The 26,139-nt window shown below is 75.0% G+C and carries 29 protein-coding genes and 1 riboswitch; of the genes, 19 read left to right on the top strand and 10 right to left on the bottom strand.

Going from position 1 to position 26,139, the window contains the following annotated elements; translation table 11 throughout:
* Positions 1–14: 14 nt before the first annotated feature.
* The 4 genes from ACI784_RS15130 to fmdA all read left to right on the top strand — a co-directional run bounded on the left by ACI784_RS15130 (position 15) and on the right by fmdA (position 4,992).
* Positions 15–1,565, top strand: coding sequence for a gluconokinase (locus tag ACI784_RS15130; protein WP_457013999.1), 1,551 nt, complete (start codon positions 15–17; stop codon positions 1,563–1,565).
* Between the two features lie 81 nt (positions 1,566–1,646).
* Positions 1,647–3,224 (top strand): FMN-binding glutamate synthase family protein, encoded by a 1,578-nt coding sequence (locus ACI784_RS15125; protein WP_457013998.1) that lies wholly within the window; start codon positions 1,647–1,649, stop codon positions 3,222–3,224.
* A gap of 151 nt (positions 3,225–3,375) precedes the next feature.
* Entirely contained in the window at positions 3,376–3,654 is a 279-nt protein-coding gene (locus ACI784_RS15120; RefSeq protein WP_456925006.1) for an FmdB family zinc ribbon protein, read from the top strand.
* An 84-nt stretch (positions 3,655–3,738) separates the two neighbouring features.
* Positions 3,739–4,992, top strand: a complete 1,254-nt coding sequence (gene fmdA / locus ACI784_RS15115) for a formamidase (RefSeq protein WP_456925005.1) — start codon at positions 3,739–3,741, stop codon at positions 4,990–4,992.
* A 57-nt stretch (positions 4,993–5,049) separates the two neighbouring features.
* Here the strand turns inward: fmdA and ACI784_RS15110 are convergent, their stop codons facing one another.
* Positions 5,050–5,217 carry a hypothetical protein gene (locus ACI784_RS15110; RefSeq protein WP_456925004.1) on the bottom strand — a complete coding sequence of 56 codons (168 nt, stop codon included), beginning with the start codon at positions 5,215–5,217 and terminating at the stop codon, positions 5,050–5,052.
* Positions 5,218–5,343: 126 nt separating this feature from the next.
* Between ACI784_RS15110 and ACI784_RS15105 the strand changes: the two genes are divergently transcribed.
* Together ACI784_RS15105 and ACI784_RS15100 are read left to right on the top strand one after the other, a co-directional pair.
* Positions 5,344–5,562, top strand: a complete 219-nt coding sequence (locus ACI784_RS15105; protein WP_456925003.1) for a hypothetical protein — start codon at positions 5,344–5,346, stop codon at positions 5,560–5,562.
* A gap of 103 nt (positions 5,563–5,665) precedes the next feature.
* Positions 5,666–6,391 carry an AmiS/UreI family transporter gene (locus ACI784_RS15100; protein WP_456925002.1) on the top strand — a complete coding sequence of 242 codons (726 nt, stop codon included), beginning with the start codon at positions 5,666–5,668 and terminating at the stop codon, positions 6,389–6,391.
* A gap of 46 nt (positions 6,392–6,437) precedes the next feature.
* On the opposite strand, the gene ACI784_RS15095 is transcribed toward ACI784_RS15100, so the two are convergent.
* Entirely contained in the window at positions 6,438–7,058 is a 621-nt protein-coding gene (locus ACI784_RS15095) for an FMN reductase (RefSeq protein WP_456925001.1), read from the bottom strand.
* Entirely contained in the window at positions 7,055–8,212 is a 1,158-nt protein-coding gene (locus ACI784_RS15090) for an LLM class flavin-dependent oxidoreductase (protein WP_457013997.1), read from the bottom strand. The genes ACI784_RS15095 and ACI784_RS15090 overlap by 4 nt, the downstream gene beginning before the upstream one ends.
* Positions 8,213–8,407: 195 nt before the next feature.
* A riboswitch (cyclic di-AMP (ydaO/yuaA leader) is annotated at positions 8,408–8,555 on the top strand.
* A gap of 227 nt (positions 8,556–8,782) precedes the next feature.
* On the opposite strand from ACI784_RS15090, the gene ACI784_RS15085 reads away from it, so the two are divergent.
* The 7 genes from ACI784_RS15085 to ACI784_RS15055 all read left to right on the top strand — a co-directional run bounded on the left by ACI784_RS15085 (position 8,783) and on the right by ACI784_RS15055 (position 14,536).
* Positions 8,783–9,634 carry an aggregation-promoting factor C-terminal-like domain-containing protein gene (locus ACI784_RS15085; RefSeq protein ID WP_456924999.1) on the top strand — a complete coding sequence of 284 codons (852 nt, stop codon included), beginning with the start codon at positions 8,783–8,785 and terminating at the stop codon, positions 9,632–9,634.
* 100 nt (positions 9,635–9,734) lie between these two features.
* Positions 9,735–10,373 carry a class I SAM-dependent methyltransferase gene (locus ACI784_RS15080; RefSeq protein WP_457013996.1) on the top strand — a complete coding sequence of 213 codons (639 nt, stop codon included), beginning with the start codon at positions 9,735–9,737 and terminating at the stop codon, positions 10,371–10,373.
* A gap of 5 nt (positions 10,374–10,378) precedes the next feature.
* Positions 10,379–11,014 carry a TetR/AcrR family transcriptional regulator gene (locus ACI784_RS15075; RefSeq protein WP_457013995.1) on the top strand — a complete coding sequence of 212 codons (636 nt, stop codon included), beginning with the start codon at positions 10,379–10,381 and terminating at the stop codon, positions 11,012–11,014.
* Between the two features lie 61 nt (positions 11,015–11,075).
* Entirely contained in the window at positions 11,076–12,569 is a 1,494-nt protein-coding gene (locus ACI784_RS15070) for a flavin-containing monooxygenase (protein ID WP_457013994.1), read from the top strand.
* Positions 12,566–13,414 carry an SDR family NAD(P)-dependent oxidoreductase gene (locus ACI784_RS15065; protein WP_457013993.1) on the top strand — a complete coding sequence of 283 codons (849 nt, stop codon included), beginning with the start codon at positions 12,566–12,568 and terminating at the stop codon, positions 13,412–13,414. Before ACI784_RS15070 ends, ACI784_RS15065 begins: the two co-directional genes overlap by 4 nt.
* 17 nt (positions 13,415–13,431) lie before the next feature.
* Entirely contained in the window at positions 13,432–14,160 is a 729-nt protein-coding gene (locus ACI784_RS15060; protein WP_456924994.1) for a DUF72 domain-containing protein, read from the top strand.
* A gap of 19 nt (positions 14,161–14,179) precedes the next feature.
* Complete coding sequence (locus ACI784_RS15055) at positions 14,180–14,536, top strand: nuclear transport factor 2 family protein (protein WP_457013992.1); 357 nt, start codon at positions 14,180–14,182, stop codon at positions 14,534–14,536.
* Between the two features lie 104 nt (positions 14,537–14,640).
* On the opposite strand, the gene ACI784_RS15050 is transcribed toward ACI784_RS15055, so the two are convergent.
* Positions 14,641–15,084 (bottom strand): DUF2784 domain-containing protein, encoded by a 444-nt coding sequence (locus ACI784_RS15050; protein WP_457013991.1) that lies wholly within the window; start codon positions 15,082–15,084, stop codon positions 14,641–14,643.
* Positions 15,085–15,161: 77 nt separating this feature from the next.
* Between ACI784_RS15050 and ACI784_RS15045 the strand changes: the two genes are divergently transcribed.
* Positions 15,162–15,578 (top strand): hypothetical protein, encoded by a 417-nt coding sequence (locus ACI784_RS15045; protein ID WP_456924991.1) that lies wholly within the window; start codon positions 15,162–15,164, stop codon positions 15,576–15,578.
* 7 nt (positions 15,579–15,585) lie between these two features.
* On the opposite strand, the gene ACI784_RS15040 is transcribed toward ACI784_RS15045, so the two are convergent.
* Positions 15,586–15,969, bottom strand: coding sequence for a VOC family protein (locus tag ACI784_RS15040; RefSeq protein WP_456924990.1), 384 nt, complete (start codon positions 15,967–15,969; stop codon positions 15,586–15,588).
* Positions 15,970–16,037: 68 nt separating this feature from the next.
* Here ACI784_RS15040 and ACI784_RS15035 point away from each other — a divergent pair, with 68 nt between their 5' ends.
* The 3 genes from ACI784_RS15035 to ACI784_RS15025 are packed head-to-tail and all read left to right on the top strand — an operon-like array spanning position 16,038 to position 17,634.
* Entirely contained in the window at positions 16,038–16,247 is a 210-nt protein-coding gene (locus ACI784_RS15035) for a DUF4177 domain-containing protein (RefSeq protein WP_457013990.1), read from the top strand.
* Between the two features lie 14 nt (positions 16,248–16,261).
* Positions 16,262–17,086, top strand: coding sequence for a pentapeptide repeat-containing protein (locus tag ACI784_RS15030; RefSeq protein WP_457013989.1), 825 nt, complete (start codon positions 16,262–16,264; stop codon positions 17,084–17,086).
* Positions 17,083–17,634 (top strand): GXWXG domain-containing protein, encoded by a 552-nt coding sequence (locus ACI784_RS15025; protein WP_456924987.1) that lies wholly within the window; start codon positions 17,083–17,085, stop codon positions 17,632–17,634. Before ACI784_RS15030 ends, ACI784_RS15025 begins: the two co-directional genes overlap by 4 nt.
* A gap of 6 nt (positions 17,635–17,640) precedes the next feature.
* On the opposite strand, the gene ACI784_RS15020 is transcribed toward ACI784_RS15025, so the two are convergent.
* From ACI784_RS15020 to ACI784_RS15000, 5 genes are read right to left on the bottom strand one after another with little or no spacing between them, the layout of a single operon-like run.
* Positions 17,641–18,093, bottom strand: a complete 453-nt coding sequence (locus tag ACI784_RS15020) for a hypothetical protein (RefSeq protein ID WP_457013988.1) — start codon at positions 18,091–18,093, stop codon at positions 17,641–17,643.
* A gap of 48 nt (positions 18,094–18,141) precedes the next feature.
* Positions 18,142–19,101, bottom strand: coding sequence for an anti-sigma factor RsbA family regulatory protein (locus ACI784_RS15015; RefSeq protein ID WP_456924985.1), 960 nt, complete (start codon positions 19,099–19,101; stop codon positions 18,142–18,144).
* Positions 19,098–19,979 carry an MEDS domain-containing protein gene (locus ACI784_RS15010; RefSeq protein ID WP_457013987.1) on the bottom strand — a complete coding sequence of 294 codons (882 nt, stop codon included), beginning with the start codon at positions 19,977–19,979 and terminating at the stop codon, positions 19,098–19,100. Before ACI784_RS15010 ends, ACI784_RS15015 begins: the two co-directional genes overlap by 4 nt.
* Before the next feature lie 45 nt (positions 19,980–20,024).
* Positions 20,025–21,431, bottom strand: coding sequence for a Re/Si-specific NAD(P)(+) transhydrogenase subunit beta (pntB, locus tag ACI784_RS15005; RefSeq protein ID WP_456924983.1), 1,407 nt, complete (start codon positions 21,429–21,431; stop codon positions 20,025–20,027).
* The gene (locus tag ACI784_RS15000) at positions 21,428–22,999 is read right to left on the bottom strand and encodes a Re/Si-specific NAD(P)(+) transhydrogenase subunit alpha (RefSeq protein WP_457013986.1); all 1,572 of its coding nucleotides are present in this window, start codon (positions 22,997–22,999) and stop codon (positions 21,428–21,430) included. Before ACI784_RS15000 ends, pntB begins: the two co-directional genes overlap by 4 nt.
* Before the next feature lie 234 nt (positions 23,000–23,233).
* Between ACI784_RS15000 and ACI784_RS14995 the strand changes: the two genes are divergently transcribed.
* Together ACI784_RS14995 and ACI784_RS14990 are read left to right on the top strand one after the other, a co-directional pair.
* Positions 23,234–25,285: a putative bifunctional diguanylate cyclase/phosphodiesterase gene (locus ACI784_RS14995; protein ID WP_457013985.1), complete on the top strand. Its 2,052-nt coding sequence runs from the start codon at positions 23,234–23,236 to the stop codon at positions 25,283–25,285.
* Positions 25,286–25,317: 32 nt separating this feature from the next.
* The gene (locus tag ACI784_RS14990; RefSeq protein WP_457013984.1) at positions 25,318–26,136 is read left to right on the top strand and encodes an HDOD domain-containing protein; all 819 of its coding nucleotides are present in this window, start codon (positions 25,318–25,320) and stop codon (positions 26,134–26,136) included.
* Positions 26,137–26,139 lie beyond the last annotated feature (3 nt).

The raw sequence follows: 26,139 nt of genomic DNA, 5'->3' as shown, positions 1-26,139 counted from the left end.
GTCAGGGGGTCGGGGTGGACGTCGTCGTCGGGCTCGACTCGGGCACGACGGCCACCAAGGCGGTCACCGCCGGTACCGACGGCCGGGTGCGCGACGTCGCCAGCGTCGGCTACCCGCTGCAGGTGCCCGCGCCCGGCCGCGCCGAGCTCGACGCCCGGCAGCTGCAGTCGGCCGCGGTCGAGGCGCTCGCCGCCGTCGCCGCCCGCGCCCGCGAGCGCGGCGACCGCGTGGTCGGGGTCGGCCTCAGCGCCGCCATGCACGGCCTGGTGCCCATGGACGACGCCGGGGTGCCGCTCGGGCCCCTGGTGACCTGGGCCGACGACCGGGCCGCCCGGTGGGCCGGGGAGCTGGTGGCCGACGGCCGCGCCGCGGACCTGCACGCCCGCACCGGGACGCCGGTGCACGCCATGTCGCCGCTGGTGAAGCTCTCCTGGGAGCGGGCCGAGGACCCCGACCTGGTGGCCCGCACCCCGCGCTGGGGTGGGGTCAAGGAGCTCGTGGTCGCCGCCCTGCACGGCGGCCGGCACGTGCTGGACCGGTCGTGCGCCTCCTCCACCGGCCTCTACGACCTCGCCACCGGCCGGTGGGACGACGAGGCGATGACGATCGCGGGGGTGCGGGCGGCCCAGCTCGGGGAGGTGCTGCCCACCACGGCGGTGCTGCCCGGGCTGCGCGCCGAGGTGGCCGCGGCGACCGGCCTGCCCGCCGACCTGCCGGTGGTCGTCGGCGCCTCCGACGGCGTGCTGGCCAACCTCGGCATCGGGGCGGTGCGGCCGGAGGTCGCGGCGGTCTCCCTCGGCACCAGCGGGGCCATGCGGGTCGTCGTCCCCCGGCCCACGGTGGACCGGGACCGTCGGCTGTTCTGCTACGCGCTCACCGACGACGCCTGGGTGGTCGGCGGCGCGGTCAACAACGGCGGCTCGGTGGTGCGGTGGGCCGCGCGGGCGCTGGCCGCCGGGTTCGACGCCCCGGACCCCGAGGGGGAGGACGCCGACGCCCTGGACGCCCGGCTGCTCGACGAGGCGGCCGGGGTGCCGGCCGGCAGCGCCGGGCTGCTCTGCCTGCCCTACCTGCTGGGGGAGCGGGCGCCGTGGTGGCGGTCGGGCCTGCGCGGGGCCTACGTCGGGCTGCGCCGTGAGCACCGCCGGCCGCACCTGGTGCGGGCAGCGGTCGAGGGGGTCTGCCAGCAGCTGGCCCTGGTCCGCGACGCGTTCGCCGCGACCGACCTGCCGGTGCGGGAGGTGCGGGCCACCGGCGGTGCCGTCGCGTCGTCCCTGTGGGTGCGCACCCTGGCCGCCGCGCTCGACCTGCCGGTGCGCGTGGCGGAGTCCCCCGAGGGGACGGGCCTGGGGGCCTGCCTGCTGGCGTGGCACGCCCTGGGCGAGCTGCCCGACCTGGACGCCGCGACCGCGCTGGTCGAGGTCGGCGACCCGGTGGTGCCCGACCCGGCGGAGGTCGCGGTCTACGCGCGGCTGCGCCCGCTGGTCGACCGCTCGACCCGGGCGCTCACCGACGTCCTGGCCACGCTCGACGCGGTCGACGACCCGCAGACCCATCCGGAGTGACCCCCGAGACCGAGGAGGAACCGTGCCCGCGAGCGATCCTGGAACCCGACCCGGAGCGGCCCGACCGAGGGGGGCCGCGTCGTGAGGCGCGGGGCCCGTGCCGCCGCCGCTGCCGCTCTGTCCGCCGTCGCGGGCGTCGCCGCCCGCGACCTGCTGCAGCGGGAGCACACGCTGCTGCGCAACTTCCCCGTGGTCGGTCACGCGCGCTACCTGATCGAGGCGATCGGCCCGGAGCTGCGCCAGTACCTGGTGGCGGGCAACAACGAGGAGCGGCCGTTCACCCGTGACCAGCGCCGCTGGGTGTACGCCTCGGCCAAGAAGGCGAACAACTACTTCGGGTTCGGCACCGACAACGACCTCGAGTACACCGCCGGCTATCCCGTGATCAACCACAAGACGTTCGGGGCCGCCGTCCCGACGTCGGTCCCCATGTCCGCGCACGACGTCGCCCTGCCGTCGGCGAAGGTGCTGGGCGGCCCGCGCGGCCGGGCGCGGGCGTTCCGCCCGTCGTCGGTCGTGAACATCTCGGCGATGAGCTTCGGCTCGCTGTCGGGCGCCGCCGTCGAGGCGCTCAACCGCGGCGCCGCGCTCGCCGGCTGCCTGCAGAACACCGGCGAGGGCGGGATCTCGGTGCACCACCGCAACGGCGGTGAGCTGGTCTACCAGATCGGCACCGCCTACTTCGGCTGCCGGGACGAGCGCGGCCGCTTCGACCTCGCCCGGCTCAAGGGCCTCGTCGCCTCCGCCCCGGTGCGGGCGCTGGAGATCAAGCTCAGCCAGGGCGCCAAGCCCGGCCTCGGCGGCGTGCTGCCGGCGGCGAAGGTGTCGGCGGAGATCGCCGCCGCCCGCGGGGTCCCGGAGGGGGTGGACTGCGTGAGCCCGTCGCGGCACGCGGAGTTCTCCGACGTCGACAGCATGCTGGACTGGGTCGAGCTGCTGGCCGCCGAGACCGGGCTGCCGGTCGGCATCAAGTCCGCCGTCGGCGACATGGCGTTCTGGCACGAGCTGACCGACCAGATGAGCCGCACCGGCCGCGGCGTGGACTTCGTGACCGTCGACGGCGGCGAGGGCGGCACCGGGGCCGCGCCGCTGATCTTCACCGACTCGGTGTCGCTGCCCTTCCAGCTCGGCTTCGCCCGCGTCTACTCGGTGTTCGCCCGGGCCGGGCTGCACGAACAGGTGACCTTCATCGGCGCGGGCAAGCTCGGGCTGCCGGACAACGCGATCGTCGCCTTCGCCCTCGGCTGCGACATGGTCAACGTCGGCCGCGAGGCGATGCTGGCGATCGGCTGCATCCAGGCGCAGAAGTGCCACACCGACACCTGCCCGACCGGGGTGGCCACCCAGAACCCCTGGCTGGCCCACGGGCTGGACCCGGCGCTGAAGTCGGTGCGCGCCGCCAACTACATCGACACGCTCCGCCGGGACCTGTTCAAGGTCTCCGAGGCATGCGGCGTGCTGCACCCGGGCCTGATCGGCCCCGACGCGGTGGAGGTCCTCGACGGGCGCACCAGCTCGACCCCGCTGGCGGAGGTGTACGACTACCGGCCGGGCTGGGGCATGCCCTCGGCGGAGGACCGCGCCGCGATCAGCGCGCTCATGGAGGGACGCGCCCCGCAGGGCGGCTCGGCCCCGGCCTCGCCCGACGTCACCGGCTGAACCCACCGGGGGTCACCCCTCCTGAGCCCGGGGTGGCGACGCGCGTGGTGCCGCGATCGGAGGGGTCGGACGGGCGTCCACCGGCTCCGCGCGACGCCAGGGGCCGCTAGCTTCCGCGTTCACCTGTGGTCCCGAGCCCCGGAGGACCTCCATGGCGGGTTACGTCTACCGGTGTCCCAGCTGCGGCCCGTGGGAGGTCCGCCGTCCCATCGGCACCGCGGACAGCACCTCCCGGTGTCCCGCCTGCGGGGCGGTGGGCCGGCGCGTCTACACCGCCCCTCTGCTCAGCCGCACGGCCGCCCCGGTGGCCGCCGCGCGGCTGAGCGAGGAGGCGAGCCGGGACGCGCCCACGGTCACGACGGAGGTCCCGCGCGCAGCCGGCCGCCCGGCGCCGCGGAACCCGCGATGGGACGCGCTGCCCCGGCCCTGACGGCTGCGGGCCCGCGTCCCCCACGGACGGCCCGTCTTCCCGCGGGCCGGCGCTCACCATCAACGCAGATCGGAGAGTGGGGACATGCCAGACGTGGTGTTCACCGTCGACCAGGCCAAGTCCATGAGGGACCAGGCCGTACCCGGCCACAACCGCTGGCACCCGGACGTCCCGGTCGCCACGATGGTGCGCCCCGGACAGAGCATCCGGGTCGAGTGCCGCGAGTGGACCGACGGCCAGATCGGCAACAACGACTCGGCCAACGACGTCCGCGACGTCGACCTGACGCACGCCCACATGCTGAGCGGGCCGATCGGGGTCGAGGGCGCCGAGCCGGGCGACCTGCTCGTCGTCGACATCCTCGACCTGGGCCCGGTGCAGGCGCCGCAGGAGTTCGGCGACGCCCCCGGGCAGGGCTGGGGCTACACGGGCATCTTCGCCAAGGTCAACGGCGGTGGCTTCCTGACCGACTACTTCCCGGACGCCTACAAGGCGATCTGGGACTTCCAGGGCCAGGTCGCGACGTCCCGGCACCTACCGGGGGTGCGCTACACCGGCCTGACCCACCCCGGGCTGTTCGGCACGGCGCCGTCGGCGGACCTGCTCGCGAAGTGGAACGAGCGCGAGCGGGCGCTGATCGCGACCGACCCCGACCGGGTCCCGCCCCTGGCCCTCCCGCCGCTGGCCGAGAACACCCTCGGCGGGACGGCGTCCGGCAACGTGCTCGACGGCATCGCCCGGGACGGCGCGCGCACGGTGCCGGCCCGGGAGAACGGCGGCAACCACGACATCAAGAACTTCTCCCGCGGTTCGCGGGTCTTCTACCCGGTGCACGTCAAGGACGCGAAGCTCTCCGGCGGCGACCTGCACTTCAGCCAGGGCGACGGCGAGATCACCTTCTGCGGCGCCATCGAGATGGGCGGGTTCATCGACTTCCACATCGACCTGATCAAGGGCGGCATGGAGACCTACGGCGTGACCACGAACCCGGTGTTCATGCCCGGCAACGTCGAGCCCCGCTACTCGGAGTTCCTGACGTTCATCGGGGTCTCGGTCGACCACGAGAGCAACACGAACAAGTACCTGGACGCGACGCTGGCCTACAAGCGGGCGTGCCTGAACGCCGTCCGGTACCTGGAGAAGTTCGGGTACTCCGGCGAGCAGGCCTACCTGCTGCTGGGCTCGGCTCCGATCGAGGGCCGGGTGAGCGGGATCGTCGACATCCCGAACGCCTGCTGCTCGCTCTACCTGCCGACGGCGATCTTCGACTTCGACATCAAGCCGTCGGCGTCGGGGCCGGTGCGCGCCGACCGCGGTCAGTGCGCCGTCAGCTCGTGACCACCCGGCGGGCGGGAGCCCGCGCCGGGTGAGCCCGTCCCGGGCCGGGCGCCGTGCTCAGGCGGCGTCCGGCTCGGAGGCGAGCCAGATGGTGGGACGGGCGGTCACGACGACCGGCCCACCGCAGTTCCAGCAGGTCGGGTCGGCATCGCCGTCCTCCTGCGCGTCCTGGCCACCCACCTCGCACGGGTGGCACGTCCACACCACCTCGACCCGGTGCTCCACCGATCGGCCCCCTCGAGTCCCCTCCGTCGTGGCCGCCGGGTGTTCGAGGCCGGGAGGGTGGTACCCCGGGGGTGCGGTCGCCGAACACGCGGCCGCGTGCGCCACCGACCCCCCCTGGAGGACGCCGTGTCCGACGAGCTCCCGCCGATCGCGCGGCACGAGGCCGCCGACCGCTTCGGCAAGGCGGCCCTGCGCACCGCCGCCGACCTGACCGCGGCGGTGACCGACGACGAGGACGCCGTCCCCGACCCCGTGGTGGTGCGCACCGACGGGCCGCACCGGTCCCTCGAGGGCCTCGCCGCCCTCCTCGACGAGGCGCTCGCCGAGGACGACGCGGAGCGTTGACGCGGGAGGGGTGCGGCGCCATCGTTGCCGCTGAACGTCTGCGCACCGGCACACCTCACGGGGGACGTCCGCACCGTCGCGGGACCCGAGGAGATGACTGCACATGGGAGCCGTCGGACTGCTGTACGTCGGGGCCGTCCTGATCGTCAACGGCCTGATGCTCCTCGGCAGGGTGGACCCCCGCGCCGCGGCACCGCTGAACCTGTTCGTGGGCGCGCTGCAGGTGTTCACGCCCACCTACCTGATCCTGACCGCCGGTGGGGACCAGGCCGCGATCCTGTTCGCGGGCGGCATCTACCTGTTCGGCTTCACCTATCTGTACGTCGGGATCAACCTGCTGGGGAACCTCGACGGCACCGGGCTGGGCTGGTTCTCCGCCTTCGTCGCCGTGTGCGCGGTGGTGTACGCGGGCCTGAACTTCTTCTACTTCGAGCCGCGGGACCCGGGGTTCGGCGTCATCTGGCTCTACTGGGCCGTGCTCTGGGGGCTGTTCTGGCTGGTCCTCGGGCTCAAGCGCGAGGACTACACCCGCTACACCGGCGCGATCGCCATCGTCGCCGGCGTGCTGACCGCGGCCCTGCCGGCCTTCCTGCTGCTCACCGGCTCCTGGACGCAGTACAGCGGCGTGTGGGCGGTCATCCTGGCCGTCGTCCTGCTGGCCAGCCTCGTGCTGCCGTACTCGCGGCTGCGGGGACGGCCGGAGCCGGCCGTGCCGCCGGCGGCGCCGGTCCCGTCAGGGGCGCCGGCCGCACCGGAGGGCGTGCCCGTCGCACGGCAGACCACCGAGCGCGGCGCCGACCGGCGGACGGACACCCGCGGCACCACCTGACCCGACCCGACGGCGCCGGGAGGTCTCCCGGCGCCGTCGTCCGCGGTCAGCTGTCGCGGAGCAGTTCGTCGAACGGCGTGAAGTCGGCGAACGGGTCGGCCGGGCGGGCCGACGCCGGCCGGCCGGCCACGAGGTCGGCCAGCTCGCCGGCGGCGCGCTCGACCCGGGCGGCCAGCGCGCGGTCGACGCCCTCGCCGCCGCCCCAGTCCTCCGGGGCGGCGAAGACGCCGGTCGGGACGGCGATCGCGCGCAGGTAGGCGAACAGCGGGCGCAGCGCGTGCTCGATGACCAGCGAGTGCCGCGCGGTGCCGGCGGTGGCCCCCAGCAGCACCGGCTTCCCGGTCAGCGACTCCTTGTCGATGACGTCGAAGAACGTCTTGAACAGGCCGCTGTAGGAGCCCGAGAACACCGGCGTCACCGCGATCAGCCCGTCGGCGCCGACGACGGTGTCGATCGCCGCCTGCAGCGACTCGTTCGCGAACCCGGTGACCAGGTGGTCGGCCAGGTCGCGGGCGTGGGTGCGCAGCTCCACCACCTCGACCGTGGCGTCCTCACCGCGCGCCCGGAGGGCGTCGACGGTGGCGGCGGTGAGCCGGTCGGCCAGCAGCCGGGTGGACGACGGGGTCGACAGCCCGGCGCTGACGACGGCGAGGGTGCGGGTGCTCATCGGACCTCCACCTCCTCGGCCTCCTCGCGCGCCTGCCCCGTGACACTGTCGGCGGCCGCGTGGACGGTCGCGTCCTTCGCCCCGCCGCGGGCGGCGACCCGGGAGGCGTGGGTCGGGGCGTCGGGCACGTGCGCGGGCTTCAGCGCGGCGAACTCGCGGCGCAGGACGGGCACGACCTCCTCGCCGAGGATGTCCAGCTGCTCCAGCACCGTCTTCAGCGGCAGGCCGGCGTGGTCGATGAGGAACAGCTGCCGCTGGTAGTCGCCGACGTAGTCCCGGAAGCCGAGGGTGCGCTCGACGACCTGCTGCGGGGAGCCGACGGTCAGCGGCGTCTCACGGCTGAAGTCCTCCAGCGACGGGCCGTGCCCGTAGACCGGGGCGTTGTCGAAGTAGGGCCGGAACTCCCGGACGGCGTCCTGGCTGTTCCTGCGCATGAAGACCTGCCCGCCGAGGCCGACGATCGCCTGGTCGGCCGAGCCGTGGCCGTGGTGCTCGTAGCGCTGGCGGTAGAACTCGACCATCCGCTGGGTGTGCTGCGGCGGCCAGAAGATGTGGTTGTGGAAGAAGCCGTCGCCGTAGTAGGCGGCCTGCTCGGCGATCTGCGGCGAGCGGATGGAGCCGTGCCACACGAACGGCGCGACGCCGTCCAGCGGCCGCGGGGTCGAGGTGAAGCCCTGCAGCGGGGTGCGGTACTGCCCCGACCAGTTGACGACGTCGGTGTCCCACAGCTTGCGCAGCAGCGCGTAGTTCTCCACGGCCAGCGGGATGCCGTCACGGATGTCCTTGCCGAACCAGGGGTAGACCGGGCCGGTGTTGCCGCGGCCCATCATCAGGTCCACGCGGCCGCCGGCCAGGTGCTGCAGCATCGCGTAGTCCTCGGCGATCTTCACCGGGTCGTTGGTGGTGATCAGCGTGGTCGCCGTCGACAGCTGCAGCGTCGGGGTCTGCGCGGCGATGTAGGCCAGCGTGGTGGTGGGGGAGGACGAGAAGAACGGCGGGTTGTGGTGCTCGCCGAGGGCGAAGACGTCGAGCCCGACCTCCTCGGCCTTCTTCGCGATGGCCACGACCGCCTGGATCCGCTCCGCCTCGCTGGGCGTGCGGCCGGTCGTGGGGTCGGTCGTGAGGTCGCTGACCGAGAAGATCCCGAACTGCATCTCGTGCTCCAAGTGGTTGAGAGCGCAACTACTGCTGCGTGCAACAGCGCCGCCCCGGGCGTATTCCGGATCCGCCGAGAACTCTCCCGCGACGAGGGTCACGTGACGGATGGGGCCCACGGGATTGTCACAGGACGATAACGGCCCGTACGGTGAGTGGGTCCGGTCGGTCGTGCTTCCCCATCCGGGGAGCCTGGCCGGACGCCGCCGAGTCGTGTCCGCCTCCCGCGGACGTGAGCCGGGGACCCATCGAAGCACTGGGGTGAGTCCTGCTCTCGAGCAGGTAGGGCACCTTCCCGCCCGAACCCGTCAGCTAACTCGGTAGGCGGCCATGGAAGGAACGGAGAGCATCCGCATGCCTCGCCCACGGGCCCTCCCGGCTCGCAGGGATCCCGGGCCACGCGCACCTCGCGCCTCTTCCTCGGTCCGCTGATCCCGCCTCGCCGTTGACCGGCCGCGCGCGTCACTGACCGCCGCCGGACCCCTCCCGTAGACCCTCGCGTCCCGGGCTGCCCTCCGTACGAGTCGGCAGGCCCGCGGGCGCCCTCGCGCCCCGGAGCACCCCACTCGATGAACGACCGCACCGTGCAGTTCCCCGCCGTCGACGCCGCCACCACCCCCGCCGCCGACGCCGCCACCCCCCAGACCACCTCCCGCCGCGGCTTCGGCCTGCCGGCCAAGGGCCGCCGTCCCGCGTTCTTCCTGGCCGCCGCCGCGGCCGGCGCGATCGTGGTCAACGTCCTGGCCAGCGGCGCGCCCGACGCCGAGGCCACCGCCACCCGGACCGAGTCGGTCAGCGTGGCCGAGCAGCTCGGCATCACCGCCGACGCCGCGGCCGCGGCGACCCCGGAGGCCGCCGACCTGGCCCCGCTGCAGCACCTCGCCGCCTCCCGCAGCGAGCGCCAGGCCGCCGAGGCCAGCGCCGCCCAGGCGCAGGCCGCGGCCGACCAGGCCGAGCTCGACCGCCAGGCCGCCGAGCGCGAGGCCGCCGAGCGCGCCGCCGCGGAGGCCGCCGCCGCCGAGCAGGCCGCCCGCGAGGCCGCCGAGCGTGAGGCCGCTGCCGCTGCGCAGGCCGCGGCCGCGGCCGCTGCCGCTCCTGCCGCCGCCCCGGCGCCCGCGGCCGCCGCGGCTCCCCGCGGCTCCTTCAAGGAGTACGCGATGTCCAAGGTCGGCAGCGCCCAGCAGTTCAGCTGCCTGGAGAACCTGTGGGGCAAGGAGAGCGGCTGGAACCCCAACGCGCAGAACCCCACCAGCACCGCCTACGGCATCCCGCAGTTCCTGAACTCCACCTGGGCCGGCACCGGCATCGCGAAGACCTCCGACGGCTACCGCCAGATCGACGCCGGGCTCATCTACATCGAGAACCGGTACGGCAGCCCCTGTGGCGCGTGGGCGCACTCGCAGGCCCACAACTGGTACTGATCGCCGCCCCGGTCCCGCACCGGGCACCCGTTCGAGGGGCCGCTCCTGACAGGGGCGGCCCCTCGAGCCGTCTCGGGACCGGGTGTGGGACGGTCGGGCGGTGAGGGTCGTCCCGTCCGGTTTCGTCCGTGCCCACACCCAGGTCCGGCGGCCGTCGTCGGTCCCGGAGGTGCGGCTGCACGTGGCCGAGGACGTCGTCGCCCTGTGGGAGGCGATGGAGACCGAGGACGGTGGCGCCGGGGAGGCGCCGCCGTTCTGGGCGGCGGCGTGGCCGGGCGGCCAGGCGCTGGCCCGCTTCGTCCTGGACCGGCCCGAGGTGGTCGCTGGACGGACGGTGCTCGACCTCGGCGCCGGCAGCGGCCTGGTCGCCCTCGCCGCCCGGCTGGCCGGTGCCCGGTGGGTGCTGGCCAGTGACGTCGACGAGTTCAGCCGCACCGCGGTCGGCGTCAACGCCGGCCTCAACGGAATCGACGGCGTGAGCGTGATCGGTGACGTCCTCGGCCGCGAGCTGCCCGGCATCGACGTCGTCCTGGCCGGGGACGTCTGCTACGACCGGGAGATGACCGAACGGGTGCTGCCGTTCCTCGACCGTGCCCGCGCCCGCGGGGTCGAGGTGTACGTGGGTGATCCGGGGCGGCCCTACCTGCCGCACGACCGGCTGGCCGCCGCCGCGGTCTACGAGATCCCGGAGACCGAGGGTCCGGGCCTGCGGCGGACGACGGTCTGGCGGCTGCCGTGAGCAGCGTGGCACCCGACCGTGGCCGCCGCGCCCGCCGTCCCTCCGGTGACGACCGGGAGCGGGCGATCCTCGCCACCGCCGAGGCGCTGCTGGCGCAGCGGTCGCCGGCGGAGATCTCCGTCGACGACCTCGCCCGCGGTGCCGGCATCTCCCGGCCCACCTTCTACTTCTACTTCGCCTCCAAGGAGGCCGTCGTCCTGGCGCTGCTGGACCGCGTGGTCGCCGAGGCCCGGGAGCTGCGCGCCGCCGCCCTGGCCGCCGCCTCCGACGACGTGCGGGAGAGCTGGCGCGCGGCGCTGGTCGCGGTCCGCGACACCTTCCGCGCACACCGGGCCCTCACCGCGGCCGCCACCCAGCTGCTGGCCGCCAGCGCCGAGGTGCGGGAGCTGTGGTCCCAGGTCATGGAGGGGTTCGTCGCCGAGACCGCCGCGGCGATCGAAGAGGAGCGGGCGCGCGGTGCGGCGCCGGGCGGGCCGGCGGCGCGCGACCTCGCCACGGCGCTGAACTGGATGAACGAGCGGGTCATCCAGGGCACCCTCGCCGGCCAGCAGCCGGCCGTGGGGGAGGACGAGCTCATCGACGTCCTGCTCACCGTCTGGCTGCGCACCATCTACGGCACCGACGAGCCGACGCGTCGTTGACGTCCTCGACGACGTGTCGACTACCGTGGCGCAGGTCACCGGCCGAGCCAGGGGGAACGACATGACCGCACCCGCCGAGCACGTGGACGTGCTCATCGTCGGCGCCGGGCTCTCCGGCATCGGCGCCGCCTGCCACCTCCAGCGGGAGTGCCCCGACCGCAGCTACGCCGTCCTCGAGGCGCGGGAGGCCATCGGCGGTACCTGGGACCTGTTCCGCTACCCCGGCGTCCGCTCGGACTCCGACATGTTCACCCTCGGCTACTCGTTCAAGCCGTGGACGCAGGCGCGGGCCATCGCCGACGGCGAGTCGATCCGCCACTACGTGCAGGAGACCGCGCGCGAGCACGGCGTCGACCGGCACATCCGGTTCGGCACCCGGGTCGTCTCGGCCGAGTGGTCGACCGACGAGGCGCGCTGGACGGTGACCGCGCAGCGCACCGGCACCGGCGAGACCGTGCGGCTGACCTGCTCGTGGCTGTCGGTCTGCTCCGGCTACTACCGCTACGACGAGGGGTACCGCCCACGCTTCCCGGGCGAGGAGCGCTTTGCCGGCCGGATCGTGCACCCGCAGCACTGGCCCGAGGACCTCGAGCACGCCGGGAAGCGGGTCGTCGTCATCGGCAGCGGCGCCACCGCGGTCACCCTCGTCCCCACGCTGGCGCGCACCGCCGCGCACGTGACGATGCTGCAGCGCACGCCCAGCTACGTGCTCGCGCTGCCCGGTCGCGACCCGCTGGCCGACACCCTGCGCCGCCGGCTGCCGGCGCGGGCGGTCTACCCGGTGGTCCGGTGGAAGAACGTCCTGGTGTCCATGGCCTCCTACCAGTTCAGCCGGCGCCGGCCGGCTGCCATGAAGGCCCTCATCCAGAAGCTGGCCCGCAAGCAGTTGCCCGCCGGGTTCGACGTCGAGACCCACTTCGGGCCGCCCTACGACCCGTGGGACCAGCGGCTGTGCCTGGTGCCCGACGGCGACCTGTTCGCCGCGATCCGCGAGGGCCGGGCCGACGTCGTCACCGACCGGGTCGCGACCTTCACCGAGACCGGCGTCGCGCTGGAGTCCGGGGCCGAGCTGCCGGCCGACGTCGTGGTGACCGCCACCGGGCTGAACCTGCTGCCGATCGGCGGCATGGCCCTCACCGTCGACGGCGAGCCGGTCGAGCTGTCGGAGCGGGTCTCCTACAAGGGGATGATGATCTCCGGGGTGCCGAACTTCGCCATGACGATCGGCTACACGAACGCCTCCTGGACGCTCAAGGCCGACCTCGTCGCCCGCTACGTCTGCCGCCTGCTGCGGCACATGGCCGCGCACGGACACGCCATCTGCACGCCGGTCGCCCCTCCGGGCGGCGGCACGGAGCCGTTCATCGGGCTCACCTCGGGCTACGTCCAGCGCAGCGTCGCCGCCCTGCCCCGGCAGGGCGCCCGCGCACCCTGGCGGCTGTACCAGAACTACGTGCGCGACGTGCTGCTCATGCGCCGCGGCCCGGTGGCCGACCAGGGCGTCCGGTTCACCGCCCGCCCGCCGGCCCGGGCCACCGAGGAGGTCGCCGCGTGAGCCTCGCCCCCTACGTCTTCGCCGGCGGGACGGCGGTCGTCACCGGCGCGGCCGGTGGCATCGGCGCCGGCCTCGCGCACGGCCTGGCCCGGCGCGGGAGCTCGCTGGTCCTGCTCGACCGGGACGCCGCCGGGCTCGCGACGGTGGCCGGGGCCATCGGCAGCGCGTACCCCGGTCTGGCGGTCACCACCCACGTCGTCGACCTCTCCGACGCCGAGGCCACCCGGCGCGCGGCCACCACCCTCGCCGAGGCCCACCCCGAGGTGACGCTGCTGGTCAACAACGCGGGGGTGGCCCTCGGCGGCCGCTTCGACCAGGTGACCCTCGAGGAGTTCGAGTGGGTGCAGGAGGTCAACCTGCGCGCCACGGTCCGGCTCACGCACGCGCTGCTGCCGGCGCTCAAGGCGCACCCCGGCTCGCACCTGGTCAACGTCTCCAGCGTGTTCGGGCTGATCGCGCCGGCCGGGCAGGTGGCGTACGCGACCAGCAAGTTCGCCGTCCGCGGGTTCACCGAGGCGCTGCGGCACGAGCTGGCCGACGACGAGGTCGGCGTCACCTGCGTCCACCCCGGCGGGATCCGCACGCGGATCGCCGCGGACGCGCGGGTGGGCTCCGGCGTGCCCGTCGAGGAGGGCGAGGCGGGCAAGCGCGACTTCGCCAAGCTGCTCACGATGGACCCCGCGAAGGCCGCGGAGATCGTCCTCACCGCGGTGCAGCGGCGCCGTCCCCGCCAGCTGGTCGGCTGGAGCGCCGTCGTCCCCGACCTGCTGGTCCGGCTGGCGCCGGGCTCCTACGGCCGACTGCTGGCCGGCCTCACGTCGCTGGCCGCACGGGGCCGCCGCTGACGGGGTAGGGGTGTCCCGTGGCCGTGCACGTGGGGACGTCGGGGTGGAGCTACGACCACTGGGACGGCGTCCTCTACCCGCCGGGCACGCCGGCGCGGGACAGGCTGGCGCACTACGTGCGGCGGTTCGGCACCGTCGAGCTCAACGCCAGCTTCTACCGCTGGCCCCGGACGGCGACCTTCGCGAGCTGGCGCCGCCGCCTCCCGCCCGGCTTCCAGCTGTCGGTCAAGGCGCCGCGCGGCCTCACCCACGCCAAGCGGCTGTACGGGCCGGAGGTGTGGGTGGAGCGGCTGGTCGCCTGCTGGCACGAGCTCGGCGACCGGCGGGCGGTGCTGCTGGTCCAGCTGCACCCCGCCCACCAGCGGGACGACGAGCGGCTGCGGTACTTCCTGGGCCTGCTGCCGGACTGGATGCGGGTGGCCGTGGAGTTCCGGCACCCCAGCTGGCACACCGACGAGGTGTTCGGCCTGTTGGAGCGGTACGGCGCGGCCTACGTCGTGATGAGCGGCGCCGGCCTGCCGTGCGTGCTGCGCGCCACCGCACCGTTCGTCTACCTGCGGCTGCACGGCCCCGACGACACCCACCTCTACGCCGGCTCCTATCCCGACGCCGACCTGCGCTGGTGGGCCGACCGGGTGGGGGAGTGGGCCGGGGACGGCCGCGACGTGTACGCCTACTTCAACAACGACGGGTACGGGCACGCCGTCCGCAACGCCGAGACGCTGCGTGGGCTGGTCGATGGCTGACGGCGGGCACCCTGTGGACGTGGACCACGTCGATGCGGACACGGCGGCGGTCGTCGAGCGGGAGCGGCTGCTCCTGCGCCCGGACGTGCGAGCGGACCCCCACGAGGTGGAGGGTCTGCTGCACCCGGACTTCCAGGAGTTCGGAGCCTCGGGACGGGTCTGGGACCGGGCGACGATCATCGATGCGCTGGTCGCGGACCCCGCGGTACCCGGCGCGGCTGAGGGGTTCGCACCGGTGCGGCTCGCCGAGGACGTCGTCCTCCTCACCTACCGCGTGCGCGGGGAGCCCGGTTCCCTGCGCAGCTCGCTGTGGGTGCGTGACGCGGCGGCGGGCTGGCAGCTGCGCTTCCACCAGGGCACCCGTCTGCCGACCTGAGGCCGGCGGGCGCGCGCCGGCCACGTCGACGCTCCGTGCCAGGTGCGTCACCGGGCCGGGCCTCCCGCCGGCGCGGTCCCGCGGGAACGACCGAGCGACGCACGTCAGGTGGCTCCTCCGGTGATCCGAGCTCCCGCGCGGCGGTCACCGCCCGCCCCGGTGGCCCGCCCCGCCCGGCCGCCGGGCAGCCCGCGCCTCCGCAGCGCGCGGGCGGCCAGCAGCCCGTAGCCGACCGCGTTCGGCAGCAGCGCCACGGTGTAGATGCCGGCCTGCACGGCGGGACTGGTCGCCTCCAGGCCGAGCGGGGTGAAGACGTGGTGGCCGAGGAACCCGCCGGAGTACGGCTCGGCGCCGGCCCGCTCGCGCAGCGCCAGTTCCCACTCGGTGAGCGGGCAGGGCGCACCGGCGAGGTGGACGGCCAGGATCGCCGCGGCGACCGGGGCGTGCACCAGCAGCACCCGGGGCCACCGCAGCGCCAGCAGCGCGCCGGTCAGCATCACGACGACGGCGAGCGCGTGCACCCCCGCGACGGCGTACGCCCAGGACACGCCGCCAGCGTGGCACGGGGCGCGGCGCCCCGGGAGGCGGGGCGCGCCGGGAGTGCCCGGGCGGGAGACTGGGCGGCATGAGCGAGCGCGAGGAGAGCAGCCGCGACCCGGGCAACCGGGTGTCCCGGTCCATCGAGGAGTTCGTCAGCCAGCTGCGCGGGTTCACCGACCGCGCCCGCGGGATGGCCGCCGGCGCCGTCCCCTTCTCCCTGCCCAAGCTGCCCTCGCCGCCGGGAGCGATGTCGGCGGCCCAGCTCCAGGCGATCGACAAGGCCGTCCGCGGTCAGCGCCAGCAGATCCAGGCCATGACCGCGCAGCTGCAGGCCTTCGACGAGCAGCTCGCCGTGTTCGAGCGGATCCTCGACCCGCTGGTCGAGTGGAGCGCCACCTGGGCGCGGCTGGAGGAGTCGGTGGCCGACCTGGTCCGCCGTCAGCCGGCGGAGCCCGACGACCCGGCACCGGACGGCGGCCCGCCGGCCGGCCGCCGGCCCTGACCGGAGCTCAGCGCAGGTCGCGGCGCAGCGGGTGGTCCGGGGGCACCTCGACCAGCACGATGCGGACGCCGTCGGGGTCGGCCACCCAGCCCTCGACCAGACCCCACGGCTCGGGGGAGGCCTCCCGCAGCACCGGCACCCCGGCCGTGCGCAGCCGCCGGACCTCCGCGGCGGCGTCGCGCACCTGCAGCCACATCGCCAGGCCCCGCGGCCGCTCGTCGCTGCGCCCGGCGACCTCGAGCAGACCGTTGCCCAGGAAGAACACCAGCCCCGGGGCGTCGGGCGGGCCGAACTCGCGGTACACGGCCAGGCCCAGGACGTCGCGGTAGAACGCCCGCGACCGGGCCGGATCGGTCGGGCGCAGCAGGATCCGGCTGCTCAGCACGTCCACTCGGGCATCATCGGGGCACACCGGCGTCCCCGACAGGGCCACCGGCCGTGCCGAGACCAGGAGGACGGATGGCTCAGCGCTACGAGTACAAGGTCGTCGAGCTCCGGGAGGGCCTGCTCGGCGGCAAGATGTCGGGTGACAAGCTGGAGAAGGTGCTCAACGAGCACGCCCGCGAAGGCTGGCAGCTGAAGGCGATCACCTCGGTGGAGGTCAAGGGCCGGATCGGCCCGGGCGGTGTCGAGGGCGTGCTGGTCACCCTGGAGCGCCTCACCGCCTGACCTCGGAGGAGCCCGTGCCCGACGTCACCGACGCCCGGGCGGAGCTGCGGGCCGACTGCGCCCGGTGCGCGGGCCTGTGCTGCGTGGCGCCCGCGTTCGCCGCCTCGGCCGACTTCGCGCTCGACAAGCCGGCCGGGAGGGCGTGCCCGCACCTCCAGGGCGACTCCCGCTGCGGGATCCACGCCGAGCTGCGCGAGCGCGGTTTCCCCGGCTGCACGGTCTTCGACTGCTTCGGCGCCGGCCAGCGGACGGTGCAGGTGACCTTCGGCGGCCGCGACTGGCGCGCCGGCCCGGACGTGGCCGCGTCCGTCTTCACCGCCTTCGGCGTCCAGCGGCAGCTGCACGAGCTGCTCTGGTACCTCACCGAGGCGCTGTCCTTCCCCGCGGCCGCGCCGCTGCGGCGGGAGCTCACCGCGGCCCGGGACCGCGCCGCGGAGCTCACCGGCGCGACGCCCGAGGAGCTGGCCGCCGTCGATCCCGCCGTGTTGCGCGCCGAGGCCGGTGCGCTGCTGGCCTCGGTCAGCGAGCTGGCGCGGGCCGGCGTCCGCCGCGGGGGCCGGGACCGCCGCAACGCCGACCTCGTGGGCGCCGACCTCCGGCGCACCGACCTGCGCGGGGTCAGCCTGCGTGGTGCCTACCTGATCGGCGCCGACCTGCGGGCCGCCGACCTGACCGGGACCGACCTGCTCGGCGCCGATCTGCGCGCCGCCGACCTGCGGGGCGCGGACCTGTCCGCCGCCCTCTTCCTCACCCGCCCCCAGGTGGCCGCCGCCCGGGGGGACGCCGGCACGCGGCTGCCCGCCGTCCTGGAGCACCCCGGGCACTGGGGCGCCCGGTGAGCGCGGACGACGACGTCCGCTGGCTGGCCCGGCACCGCGGCGGGACGGCGGCGGCGGACGCGCTGGCGTTCTTCGACCGGCTGCCCGCGGTCGAGCCGGACGCCGTCGTCGGCCGCTGGCGCGGTGCCGAGCTGCCCACCGGCTCGCGGCTGGACGGGCTGCTGCCCGCGCACGGCTGGTGGGGCAAGGAGGTGGTCGACGCCGACACGGTGCACCCGCTGCTGTTCCCCGACCGGGCCGGCCGGCCGCGGCCGGTGCAGCCCGCGGCGGCCCCGCTGACCTTGCTGCGCCGCGCCCCCCGGCTGGCCGCCGGCCGGCCGGCCCGGATCGGGTTCGCCGCCCTCCGCCCGCTGCTGAGCACCCGGCGCCCGGCGGCGCGCATCCGTGTGGTGTCCCACCGCGGGGTCGCCACCGCCGCGGTGGTCTACGACCGGCTGCCGGTGGTCGACGTCCTGCGCGCGGTCGGTACCGACGTGCTGCTGGGGCTCATGGACCTGCGGGGCCTGCCGGAGCCGTTCTTCTTCGTGCTGGAGCGGGACGCCGGCTGAGCCGGCTCACGGCTCGGGCGTCTCCTCGGCGGCGTACCCGGCCTCCCCTCGCCGGCCGCGGCGGCGCAGCATGCCGGTGACCGAGCCCAGCCGGTCGGTGGCCTGCCGCAGGCCGTGCACCAGGGGCAGCAGGTCCTCCGAGACCTTCCGCAGGGCGTCGGGCACCGTGTCGATCGCCGGGTCGTCGAGGACCTTCCCGACCCGCTCGAGCCCGGGCTTCAGCGACCGCACCGGGTCCTCGAGCTCCTCCACGAGGGTCTCCAGCCGCTCGGCGGTCCGCTGCGCCGAGGAGATGGTCTCGGTGGCGACCCGAGTGGCCGCGATCAGCTCCCGGACGGCGGTGTTCAGGTCGGTCAGCGTGCGCGGCAGCTGGGCCAGGGCCTCGGTCTGGGCCTGCAGCGTGCTGATCAGCTCGGAGAGGCCGGGGATCCGGGGCATGCCCATGCGGAAGGGGTCCACGCCGCAACGGTCGGTGACGCGGCCCGCCGCCGCAACCGCCGGGGAGGCTCAGTGCCAGGTGGTGACGCGGACCGTCGTCCCCGCGGGGGAGGAGCGCAGCTGCACCAGGTCGCACAGCTGGTGCACCAGGTAGACCCCGCGCCCGCCGCCGGCCTGTCCGGGATCGGGCCGCCGCCGGCCGAGCAGGGGGTCGGTCACCTGGCCGCGGTCGGAGAACTCCACGACGGTCGCGCCCGGCTCGCTCCACATCGCCAGCACCCCACCGCCCCCGCCGTGGCGGACGCTGTTGGTGGCCAGCTCCGAGGCGGCCAGCTCCAGCGCCTCCACGCGCTCGGCGGGCAGGCCGGTGGTGCGGGCGAACTGCGCGACGGTGCGCCGTACCGCGTGCACGTCCGCGGCGCCGAACTCCCCGCGCAGCACGACGTCCCCGGGCGAGGGGAGCGGGGCGGCCAGCAGCCCGGCGGCCGTCAGCCCGCCGGGGCCGTCGGTGGGGTGGACGCCGTCGGCGCCGGTCCACCACGGGTGGGTGCGCAGCGCGCCGGCGCACACCGCCCCCGGGAGACCCCGCTCGTCGTAGGGGCACAGCAGCCGCCAGGCGGGGCCGCCGTCGAAGGCCTCGTTGAGCAGCAGCTCGTGCAGCTCGCACTCGACGAGCTCGGCGGGGGACCGGCCGGGGTAGGCCGGCTCGCCCACACCGCGCAGCGTCCGGCCGGCGGCGGTGTGCCGGTCGAGGACCTCGGTCCACACCCCGATGATCCGGCCGGGGTTGCCGCCGATCTCGGACATGTCGAGGAAGTCGACGGCGGCGGCGTCCGCACCCAGCGCGGTGCGCAGCTGCGCCAGCCGGTGCGGGGGCTCGGCGACCACGACGGCCTCGCCGGAGGCCAGGCCCTCCCGGACGAACGCGACGACCGTGTCGGTGAACCCGGCCTCGTCGCGGTAGGCGAACGTCTCGTGCGAGAAGCCTGGTGCCGCGGCGCCGGCGGCACGCAGGAGGGGTGTGCTCACGCGCGCTCCCGCGGGGAGACGGTCACGATGCGGTCGTACCCGAGCAGCCCCCACACCCGGGCGAACAGCGGCGGGACGCCGACGACGGCGACGTCCAGGCCGGCGGCGAGCCGGTCCTGGGCCCACCTGGCGATCGCCCGGCACCCGGCGGCGTCGGCGAACTCCAGCCGGGTGAGGTCCAGGACGGCCGTGCCGGTGCGGAGCACGGGGGAGTGGGCCAGCACGCGGCGCAGCCGGTCGGCCCCGAAGGCGTCCACGCTGCCGGCCACGGCCACGCGACCGCCGTCCACGTACACCCGGAACGGGGCCAGGACGTCGTGGGCGAGCCCGGACGGGGTGCGCACCTGGGGGTGGACTCCGGCCACGCCGGCGAGGACCTCGGGCGCCAGCGCGCCGCGCTGGTAGGCGCACATCGCCGACATGCCGGACCCGGCGGCCACGAAGTCGTCGGCCAGGTGCTCCCAGCGGACCAGCTCGGCGTGCCGGTCGGGGTCGGCGGCCAGCCGGGTCAGCTCGGCGACCACGCGCAGCCCGGTGTGGCCCGCGGCGATCGCCTGCTGGGTCAGTGCGTCGTAGAACTCCAGCTGCTGCTCCGGAGCGAAGCCGCCGTCACCGTCGTAGGCCTCGCCCAGCGGCAGCAGGACCAGCCTGCCGTCGGAGAGCAGGTCACCCAGTGGCCCGAGGGGGCCCGGGGTCGCGTGCAGCCGCGCCACGTCGTCGTCGGACCCCACGAAGACCAGCCGCTCGCCGCGGGCCAGGCCGGCGGCGAGGAACCGCCCGGCGGCGGCGGGGAGGGCGGCGGCGTCGTCGTAGACCCAGCAGAGGTGGTCGGCCGGACCGACCGGGACCGGCTCGGTCACCGGGCCCTGGGTGCGCATGTGCCCACCGTAGGACGGCGGCCTCCGGGATGACAGCCGCGCAGGTCAGAGGCTCTTGAGGATGTCCTCGACCCGCTCGCGGGCGTCGCCGAAGAGCATGCGGGTGTTCTCCCGGAAGAACAGCGGGTTCTGCACGCCGGCGTACCCCGTGTTCATCGACCGCTTGAACACGATCACCCGCTCGGCCTCCCACACCGCCAGCACCGGCATGCCGGCGATCGGGCTGCCGGGGTCCTCGAGGGCCGCGGGGTTGACCGTGTCGTTGGCCCCGATCACCAGGACGACCGACGTCTTGGGGAAGTCGTCGTTGATCTCGTCCATCTCCAGGACGATGTCGTAGGGGACCTTCGCCTCGGCCAGCAGCACGTTCATGTGGCCGGGCAGCCGGCCCGCGACCGGGTGGATGCCGAACCGCACCTCGATGCCCTTGTCGGTGAGCTTGCGGGTGAGCTCGGCGACCGGGCCCTGGGCGTGCGCGACCGCCATGCCGTAGCCCGGCGTGATGACCACCGACTCCGCAGCGAGCAGCAGCTCCGCGGCCTCGTCGGCGGTGATCTCGGTGTGCACGCCGTCCTCGGACGCCGCGGCGGTGCTGCCCTCGTTGCCGAAGCCCCCGGCGATGACCGACAGGAACGACCGGTTCATGGCCCGGCACATGATGTAGGAGAGGTACGCACCCGAGGAGCCGACCAGCGCGCCGGTGATGATCAGCAGGTCGTTGTCGAGCAGGAAGCCCGACGCCGCGGCGGCCCAGCCCGAGTAGCTGTTGAGCATCGAGACGACCACCGGCATGTCCCCGCCGCCGATGGAGGCGACCAGGTGCCAGCCCAGCGCCAGGGCGATGACGGTCACCGCGGCCAGGACGCCGAGGCTCGGGGTGACCACGAAGGCGACGGTCAGCGCGAGGAAGGCGACCAGCGCGCCGAGGTTGAGCCAGTTGCGGCCCGGCAGCATCAGCGGGTTGCTCTTGATCCGCGCCGACAGCTTGAGGAAGGCGACGATCGAGCCGGTGAAGGTCACCGCGCCGACGAACACGCCGATCGCGACCTCGGCGGAGTGGATGCCCAGCAGGTCCGCGGGCACCTCGGTCTGCGCGGCGCCCTCGCGCTCCACCGACAGGTAGCCGTTCCAGCCGACCAGCACCGCGGCCAGGCCGACGAAGCTGTGCAGCACCGCGATCAGCTCGGGCATGCCGGTCATCGGCACCCGGCGCGCCCGCCACAGCCCGATCGCGGCGCCGACGAGCATCGCGACCACGATCGCCGCGACGGCGGCCGCGGAGATGCTGCGGGCGGCCAGCCCGATGGTGGCGACCAGGGCGATCGCCATGCCCGCGATGCCGTACGCGTTGCCGGCCCGCGCCGTCTCGTGCCGGGACAGCCCGGCCAGGCTGAGGACGAACAGCAGCCCGGCCACGATGTAGGCGGCCGCGGAGGCCGAGGCCGCGCTCACCGGGAGGTCCGGGTGGGGGAGCCGGCGGCGAACATCCCCAGCATCCGCCGGGTGACGGCGAACCCGCCGAAGACGTTGATCGAGGCGACCAGCACCGCGACGAACGCCAGCACGGTGACCAGCGTGCTCGTGTGGCCCAGTTGCAGCAGCGCGCCGACCAGGATGATCCCGGAGATCGCGTTGGTGACGCTCATCAGCGGCGTGTGCAGCGCGTGGTGCACGTTCCCGATGACGTAGAAGCCGACCACGATGGCCAGCGCGAACACCGTGAGGTTGCCGATGAGCTGGTTCGGCGAGAACGCGGTGGCCAGGAACAGCAGCGCGGCCGCCGTCCCGACCAGCGCGGCGGTGCGGGCCGGCGAGGGTGGCCGGCGCTGCGCCGGCGGGGGGACGGCGGTCCGCGGGACGGGTTCGGCGGTACCGGCCCCCGGCCCGCCCGCGGACACCTGGACCGGCGGAGGTGGCCACAGCACCTCGCCGTCCCGGACGACGGTCATCGACCGCTGGACGACGTCGTCGAGGTCGAGGACCAGTTGCCCGTCCTTGCCCGGGGTCAGCAGCTTCACCAGGTTGACCAGGTTGGTGCCGAACAGCTGCGAGGCCTGCCCCGGCAGCCGGCCCGGGAGGTCGGTGTAGCCGATGATCGACACCCCGTTGGGAGTGGTGACCACCTCGTCGGGCACCGAACCCGCGACGTTGCCGCCCTGGGCGGCGGCCATGTCCACGACCACGCTGCCCGGCCGCATGCCCGCGACCATCTCCTCGGTGATCAGCCGCGGCGCCGGCCGGCCGGGGATGAGGGCGGTCGTGATCACGATGTCGACGTCCCGGGTCTGCTCGGCGTACATGACCGCGGCCCGGCGGTCGTAGTCCTCCGAGGTCACGGTGGCGTACCCCGTGCCGCCGCCCTGCTGCTCGTCGGCCGGCACGCCCACGTACTCCCCGCCGAGGGAGGCGATCTGCTCGGCCACCTCCGGGCGGACGTCGGTGGCGCGCACGACCGCCCCCAGGCTGCTGGCCGTGCCGATCGCGGCCAGCCCGGCCACGCCGGCGCCGACCACCAGGACCGTGGCCGGCGGCACCTTCCCGGCCGCGGTCACCTGCCCGGTGAACGACCGGCCGAACACGTGCGCGGCCTCGATCACCGCCCGGTAGCCGGCGATGTTGGCCATGGAGCTGAGCACGTCCAGCGACTGGGCCCGCGAGATGCGGGGGACGGCGTCCATCGCCAGCGCGGTGACCGGCCGCGCGGCGAGGGTCTGCACGAGTTCAGGGTCGAGCGCGGGGGCCAGCGTGCTGACCAGCACCGCGCCGTCGCGCAGCAGCCCGACCTCCGCGGCCGACGGCTTCGCGACGTGCAGCACCAGGTCGGCGGCCCACGCATCGGCCGCCGACCCGATCCGGGCACCGGCCTCGGCGTAGGCGGCGTCGGGGAAGCTGCTGGCCTGCCCAGCCCCGCTCTCCACCACCACCGCGTAGCCGAGGCCGATCAGCTGCCGCACCGTGGCCGGTGTGGCGGCCACCCGTGTCTCGCCGGGGCGGGTCTCCCTGGGCACTCCGATGAGCACGTCGGCTCCTTCCTGACCGTGGTGCAGCCGCGGCCCGATCATGCCGCCCCCCGCCACCCCGGCGCCCCTCGACGGCCATCACGCCGGTCCCTCCCCCGGGAGGGTGAGGTGCGCGGCCGCTCGGGTGCAGACACCCGCCCGGGCTGCCGTACTGGCAAGTGAGCCGGGAACGCCCGGACCACGTCCGGTGGGAGCCGGCACGGCCACGTTGGGGGGAGAGTGTCAGCGCCGACCGTGCCTGCCGAACCGCTGGTGCCACCGGAGATCGTCTCGTCGATCTTCTACGGCGCCGCCGTCAGCGACACCCTGGTCCTGATGGTCGCCGAGATGGTCGGGGGCGCCGCGCGGATCACCTGGTGCAACGAGGGCGCCACCCAGCTGCTCGGCTACGGCCTCGAGGACCTGCGCACCCTGCCGGTGTCCGCGCTGGTGCCCACGCTGCGCGGGGCCGAGGTGAAGCTGCTGCTGCGCCGGGAGCGCAGCGCGCGGATGAGCCTGCCGGTGCGGACCGCCAGCGGCGCCATGGTCGAGGCGGTGGTGCTGTGCACCCCGGCGCCGTCGGGCCGGATGTGGACGCTGCGCCTGGTGCCGGCCGCCAACGAGCAGGAGCGTGCCCTGCGCGCGACCGCCGACGCCCACGAGCAGCGCTTCGCGACCCTCACCGAGCGCTCGCCCGTCCCGACCCTGCTCTCGGAGCAGGGCATGCGGCTGGCGCACGTCAACGACGCGTTCTGCAGCCTCGTCGGCCTGCAGGCCGAGCAGCTCCTCGGCACCGGCTGGATGGCCACCGTCCACCCCGAGGACCTCGACGGCGTGATCGAGCAGGTCGTCGCCGTCCTCGGCGGTGGGGACGGCGAGGCGCAGGCCCGGCTGCTCCGCGAGGACGGCACCGAGCGCACGACGGTCATCCGCTTCGCCCACCTGTTCACCCCGGGCGTGGGCGCGGGCTTCGTCGGCACGATCGAGGACATCACCGACCGGCTGGCCTTCGAGGCCCGGCTGGCGCACCAGGCCAACCACGACCCGCTGACCGGCCTGCCCAACCGGACCCTGCTGGCCGAGCACGTGGCCGAGCGGTTCACCCCCGGCGGCGGCGGGCTGGCCTGCCTGTTCCTCGACCTGGACAACTTCAAGGTCGTCAACGACTCCCTCGGCCACGCGGCCGGCGACGAGCTGCTGGTCGAGATCGCCGGCCGGCTGCGGTCGACCGTGCGCCCGGGTGACCTGGTGGCCCGCTTCGGGGGCGACGAGTTCGTCGTCGTCTGCGAGGGCGTGGACGAGGCCGACGCGGTCACCCTCGCCGAGCGGATCGGGGCGGCGCTGGCCGAGCCGGTCCGGCTGGGCGGGGTCGACGTGCGCCCGCACGCCAGCGTCGGGGTCACCGTGCAGACCGACGAGCACACCGCGGCCGAGGAGCTCATCCGCGACTGCGACATCGCGATGTACCAGGCCAAGGCCGGCGGCAAGGGTCGCATCACCGTGCTCGACCAGGCCGCCCGCGCCGAGGCCCGGGACAAGCTGCGGCTGGTCGCCGAGCTGCGCACGGCCATCGAGCGCCGCGACGTCACGCTGCTGTACCAGCCGATCTTCAGCACCGCCGACGGCACCTCGACCGCGGTGGAGTCGCTGGCCCGCTGGGAGCACCCCGAGCGGGGCGCGATCAGCCCGGCGACCTTCGTCGCCCTGGCCGAGGAGAGCGGCCTGATCGGCCCGCTGGGCCTGCTGGTGCTCGACGAGACGTGCCGCCAGCTGGCCGAGTGGGACCGCCTCCTGGGGGACGCCGCACCGCAGCGGGCCAACGTCAACGTCTCCGCCCTCCAGCTCGACGGCAACCTGCACCCGCAGGTGGTGGCCGCCCTGCAGCGGCACCGGCTGCACCCGTCGCGGCTGTCGATCGAGATCACCGAGTCGGCGCTGATGAAGGACCCGTCCTCGGCGCGGGAGGTCCTCACCCAACTGCGCGACCTCGGCGTCCAGCTGGCCATCGACGACTTCGGCACCGGCTACTCGTCGCTGGCCTACCTGCGGCACCTGCCCGTCGACTGCCTCAAGGTCGACCGCTCCTTCGTCGCCGAGCTCGGCCACGGGCACACCGAGATCGCCTCGGCGGTCATCGCCCTGGCCAAGAACCTCGGCCTGACCACCGTCGCCGAGGGCGTGGAGACCGCCGAGCAGGCCGAGCAGCTGGCCCGCCTCGGGGCCGGCTTCCTGCAGGGCTTCAGCCTGGCCCAGCCGATGACCGGCCACCGCACCGCGGCGTGGTTCGCCGCGCACTCCGCCCGATGACCCCCACCCCACTCGCCCGACCGGGAGCCGACGTGCCCACCAACCTGGCCCCCGCGCCCACCTTCGACCTCGAGGGCGTGCTCGCCAGCATCGACACCATGGCCAGCCAGAAGCCGGTGGCCGCGCAGATCGTGTTGGTGGCCAACTCCGACGACACCTCCGCCAAGGCGCTGGCGCAGATCCTCGCCGGGGACGTCGCGCTGGCCAGCCGCGTGATGAAGCTGGCCAACTCCGCCTACTTCGGCATGCGCGGGCGGGTGACCTCCCTGCAGTTCGCGGTGACCGTCGTCGGTTTCACCACCGTGCGCACGATGGCGACCGTCGCCCTCACCGACCTCGACGACGAGGCGCGCCTGCCCGCCGACTTCTGGCGGACCAGCACCAGCGTCGCGCTCGCCGCCTCGACCCTGGCGCCCCGGTTCGGGGACCGCCCGCAGGACGCGCTGTGCCTCGGGCTGCTCGCCCCGCTGGGCATCGCCCTGCTGCACCACAACGACCAGGAGGGCTACGCCGGGCTGGCCGCGTCGGAGCCGACCAACGTCGGCCGCCGCGCCGCGGAGGTGCACCGCTACGGCATCCACGCCTACCGGCTCAGCGCGGTCGCCCTGGAGCAGTGGGGCTTCGCGCACAGCATGGTGGCCCCGCTGGCCGCCGTCGACGACCTGTCCGACCCCGACGCGAGCCTGCTGCGCTGCGCGCTGGAGGTGGCCTCCCGGCTCACCGTCGAGGACTACGAGCCGGTGCCGGTGGAGCGGCTCACCGACGGCGCCCTGCGGGAGGACGCCGTCCCGCCCGTCATGGACAAGGTGCGCGCGGAGGCCGAGGAGCTGCGCCTGGCGATGCTCGGCTGAACC

This window comes from Geodermatophilus sp. SYSU D01186, assembly GCF_054050215.1.
This window is presented reverse-complemented; position numbering and strand designations above follow the sequence as displayed.

Coding starts and splice junctions, on each gene's coding strand:
- ACI784_RS15120 (WP_456925006.1), top strand. CDS start 3,376: ATGGCGGGTTACGTCTACCGGTGTCCCAGCTGCGGCCCGTGGGAGGTC.
- fmdA (WP_456925005.1), top strand. CDS start 3,739: ATGCCAGACGTGGTGTTCACCGTCGACCAGGCCAAGTCCATGAGGGAC.
- ACI784_RS15100 (WP_456925002.1), top strand. CDS start 5,666: ATGGGAGCCGTCGGACTGCTGTACGTCGGGGCCGTCCTGATCGTCAAC.
- ACI784_RS15095 (WP_456925001.1), bottom strand. CDS start 7,058: ATGAGCACCCGCACCCTCGCCGTCGTCAGCGCCGGGCTGTCGACCCCG.
- ACI784_RS15090 (WP_457013997.1), bottom strand. CDS start 8,212: ATGCAGTTCGGGATCTTCTCGGTCAGCGACCTCACGACCGACCCCACG.
- ACI784_RS15085 (WP_456924999.1), top strand. CDS start 8,783: ATGAACGACCGCACCGTGCAGTTCCCCGCCGTCGACGCCGCCACCACC.
- ACI784_RS15070 (WP_457013994.1), top strand. CDS start 11,076: ATGACCGCACCCGCCGAGCACGTGGACGTGCTCATCGTCGGCGCCGGG.
- ACI784_RS15045 (WP_456924991.1), top strand. CDS start 15,162: ATGAGCGAGCGCGAGGAGAGCAGCCGCGACCCGGGCAACCGGGTGTCC.
- ACI784_RS15035 (WP_457013990.1), top strand. CDS start 16,038: ATGGCTCAGCGCTACGAGTACAAGGTCGTCGAGCTCCGGGAGGGCCTG.
- ACI784_RS15010 (WP_457013987.1), bottom strand. CDS start 19,979: ATGCGCACCCAGGGCCCGGTGACCGAGCCGGTCCCGGTCGGTCCGGCC.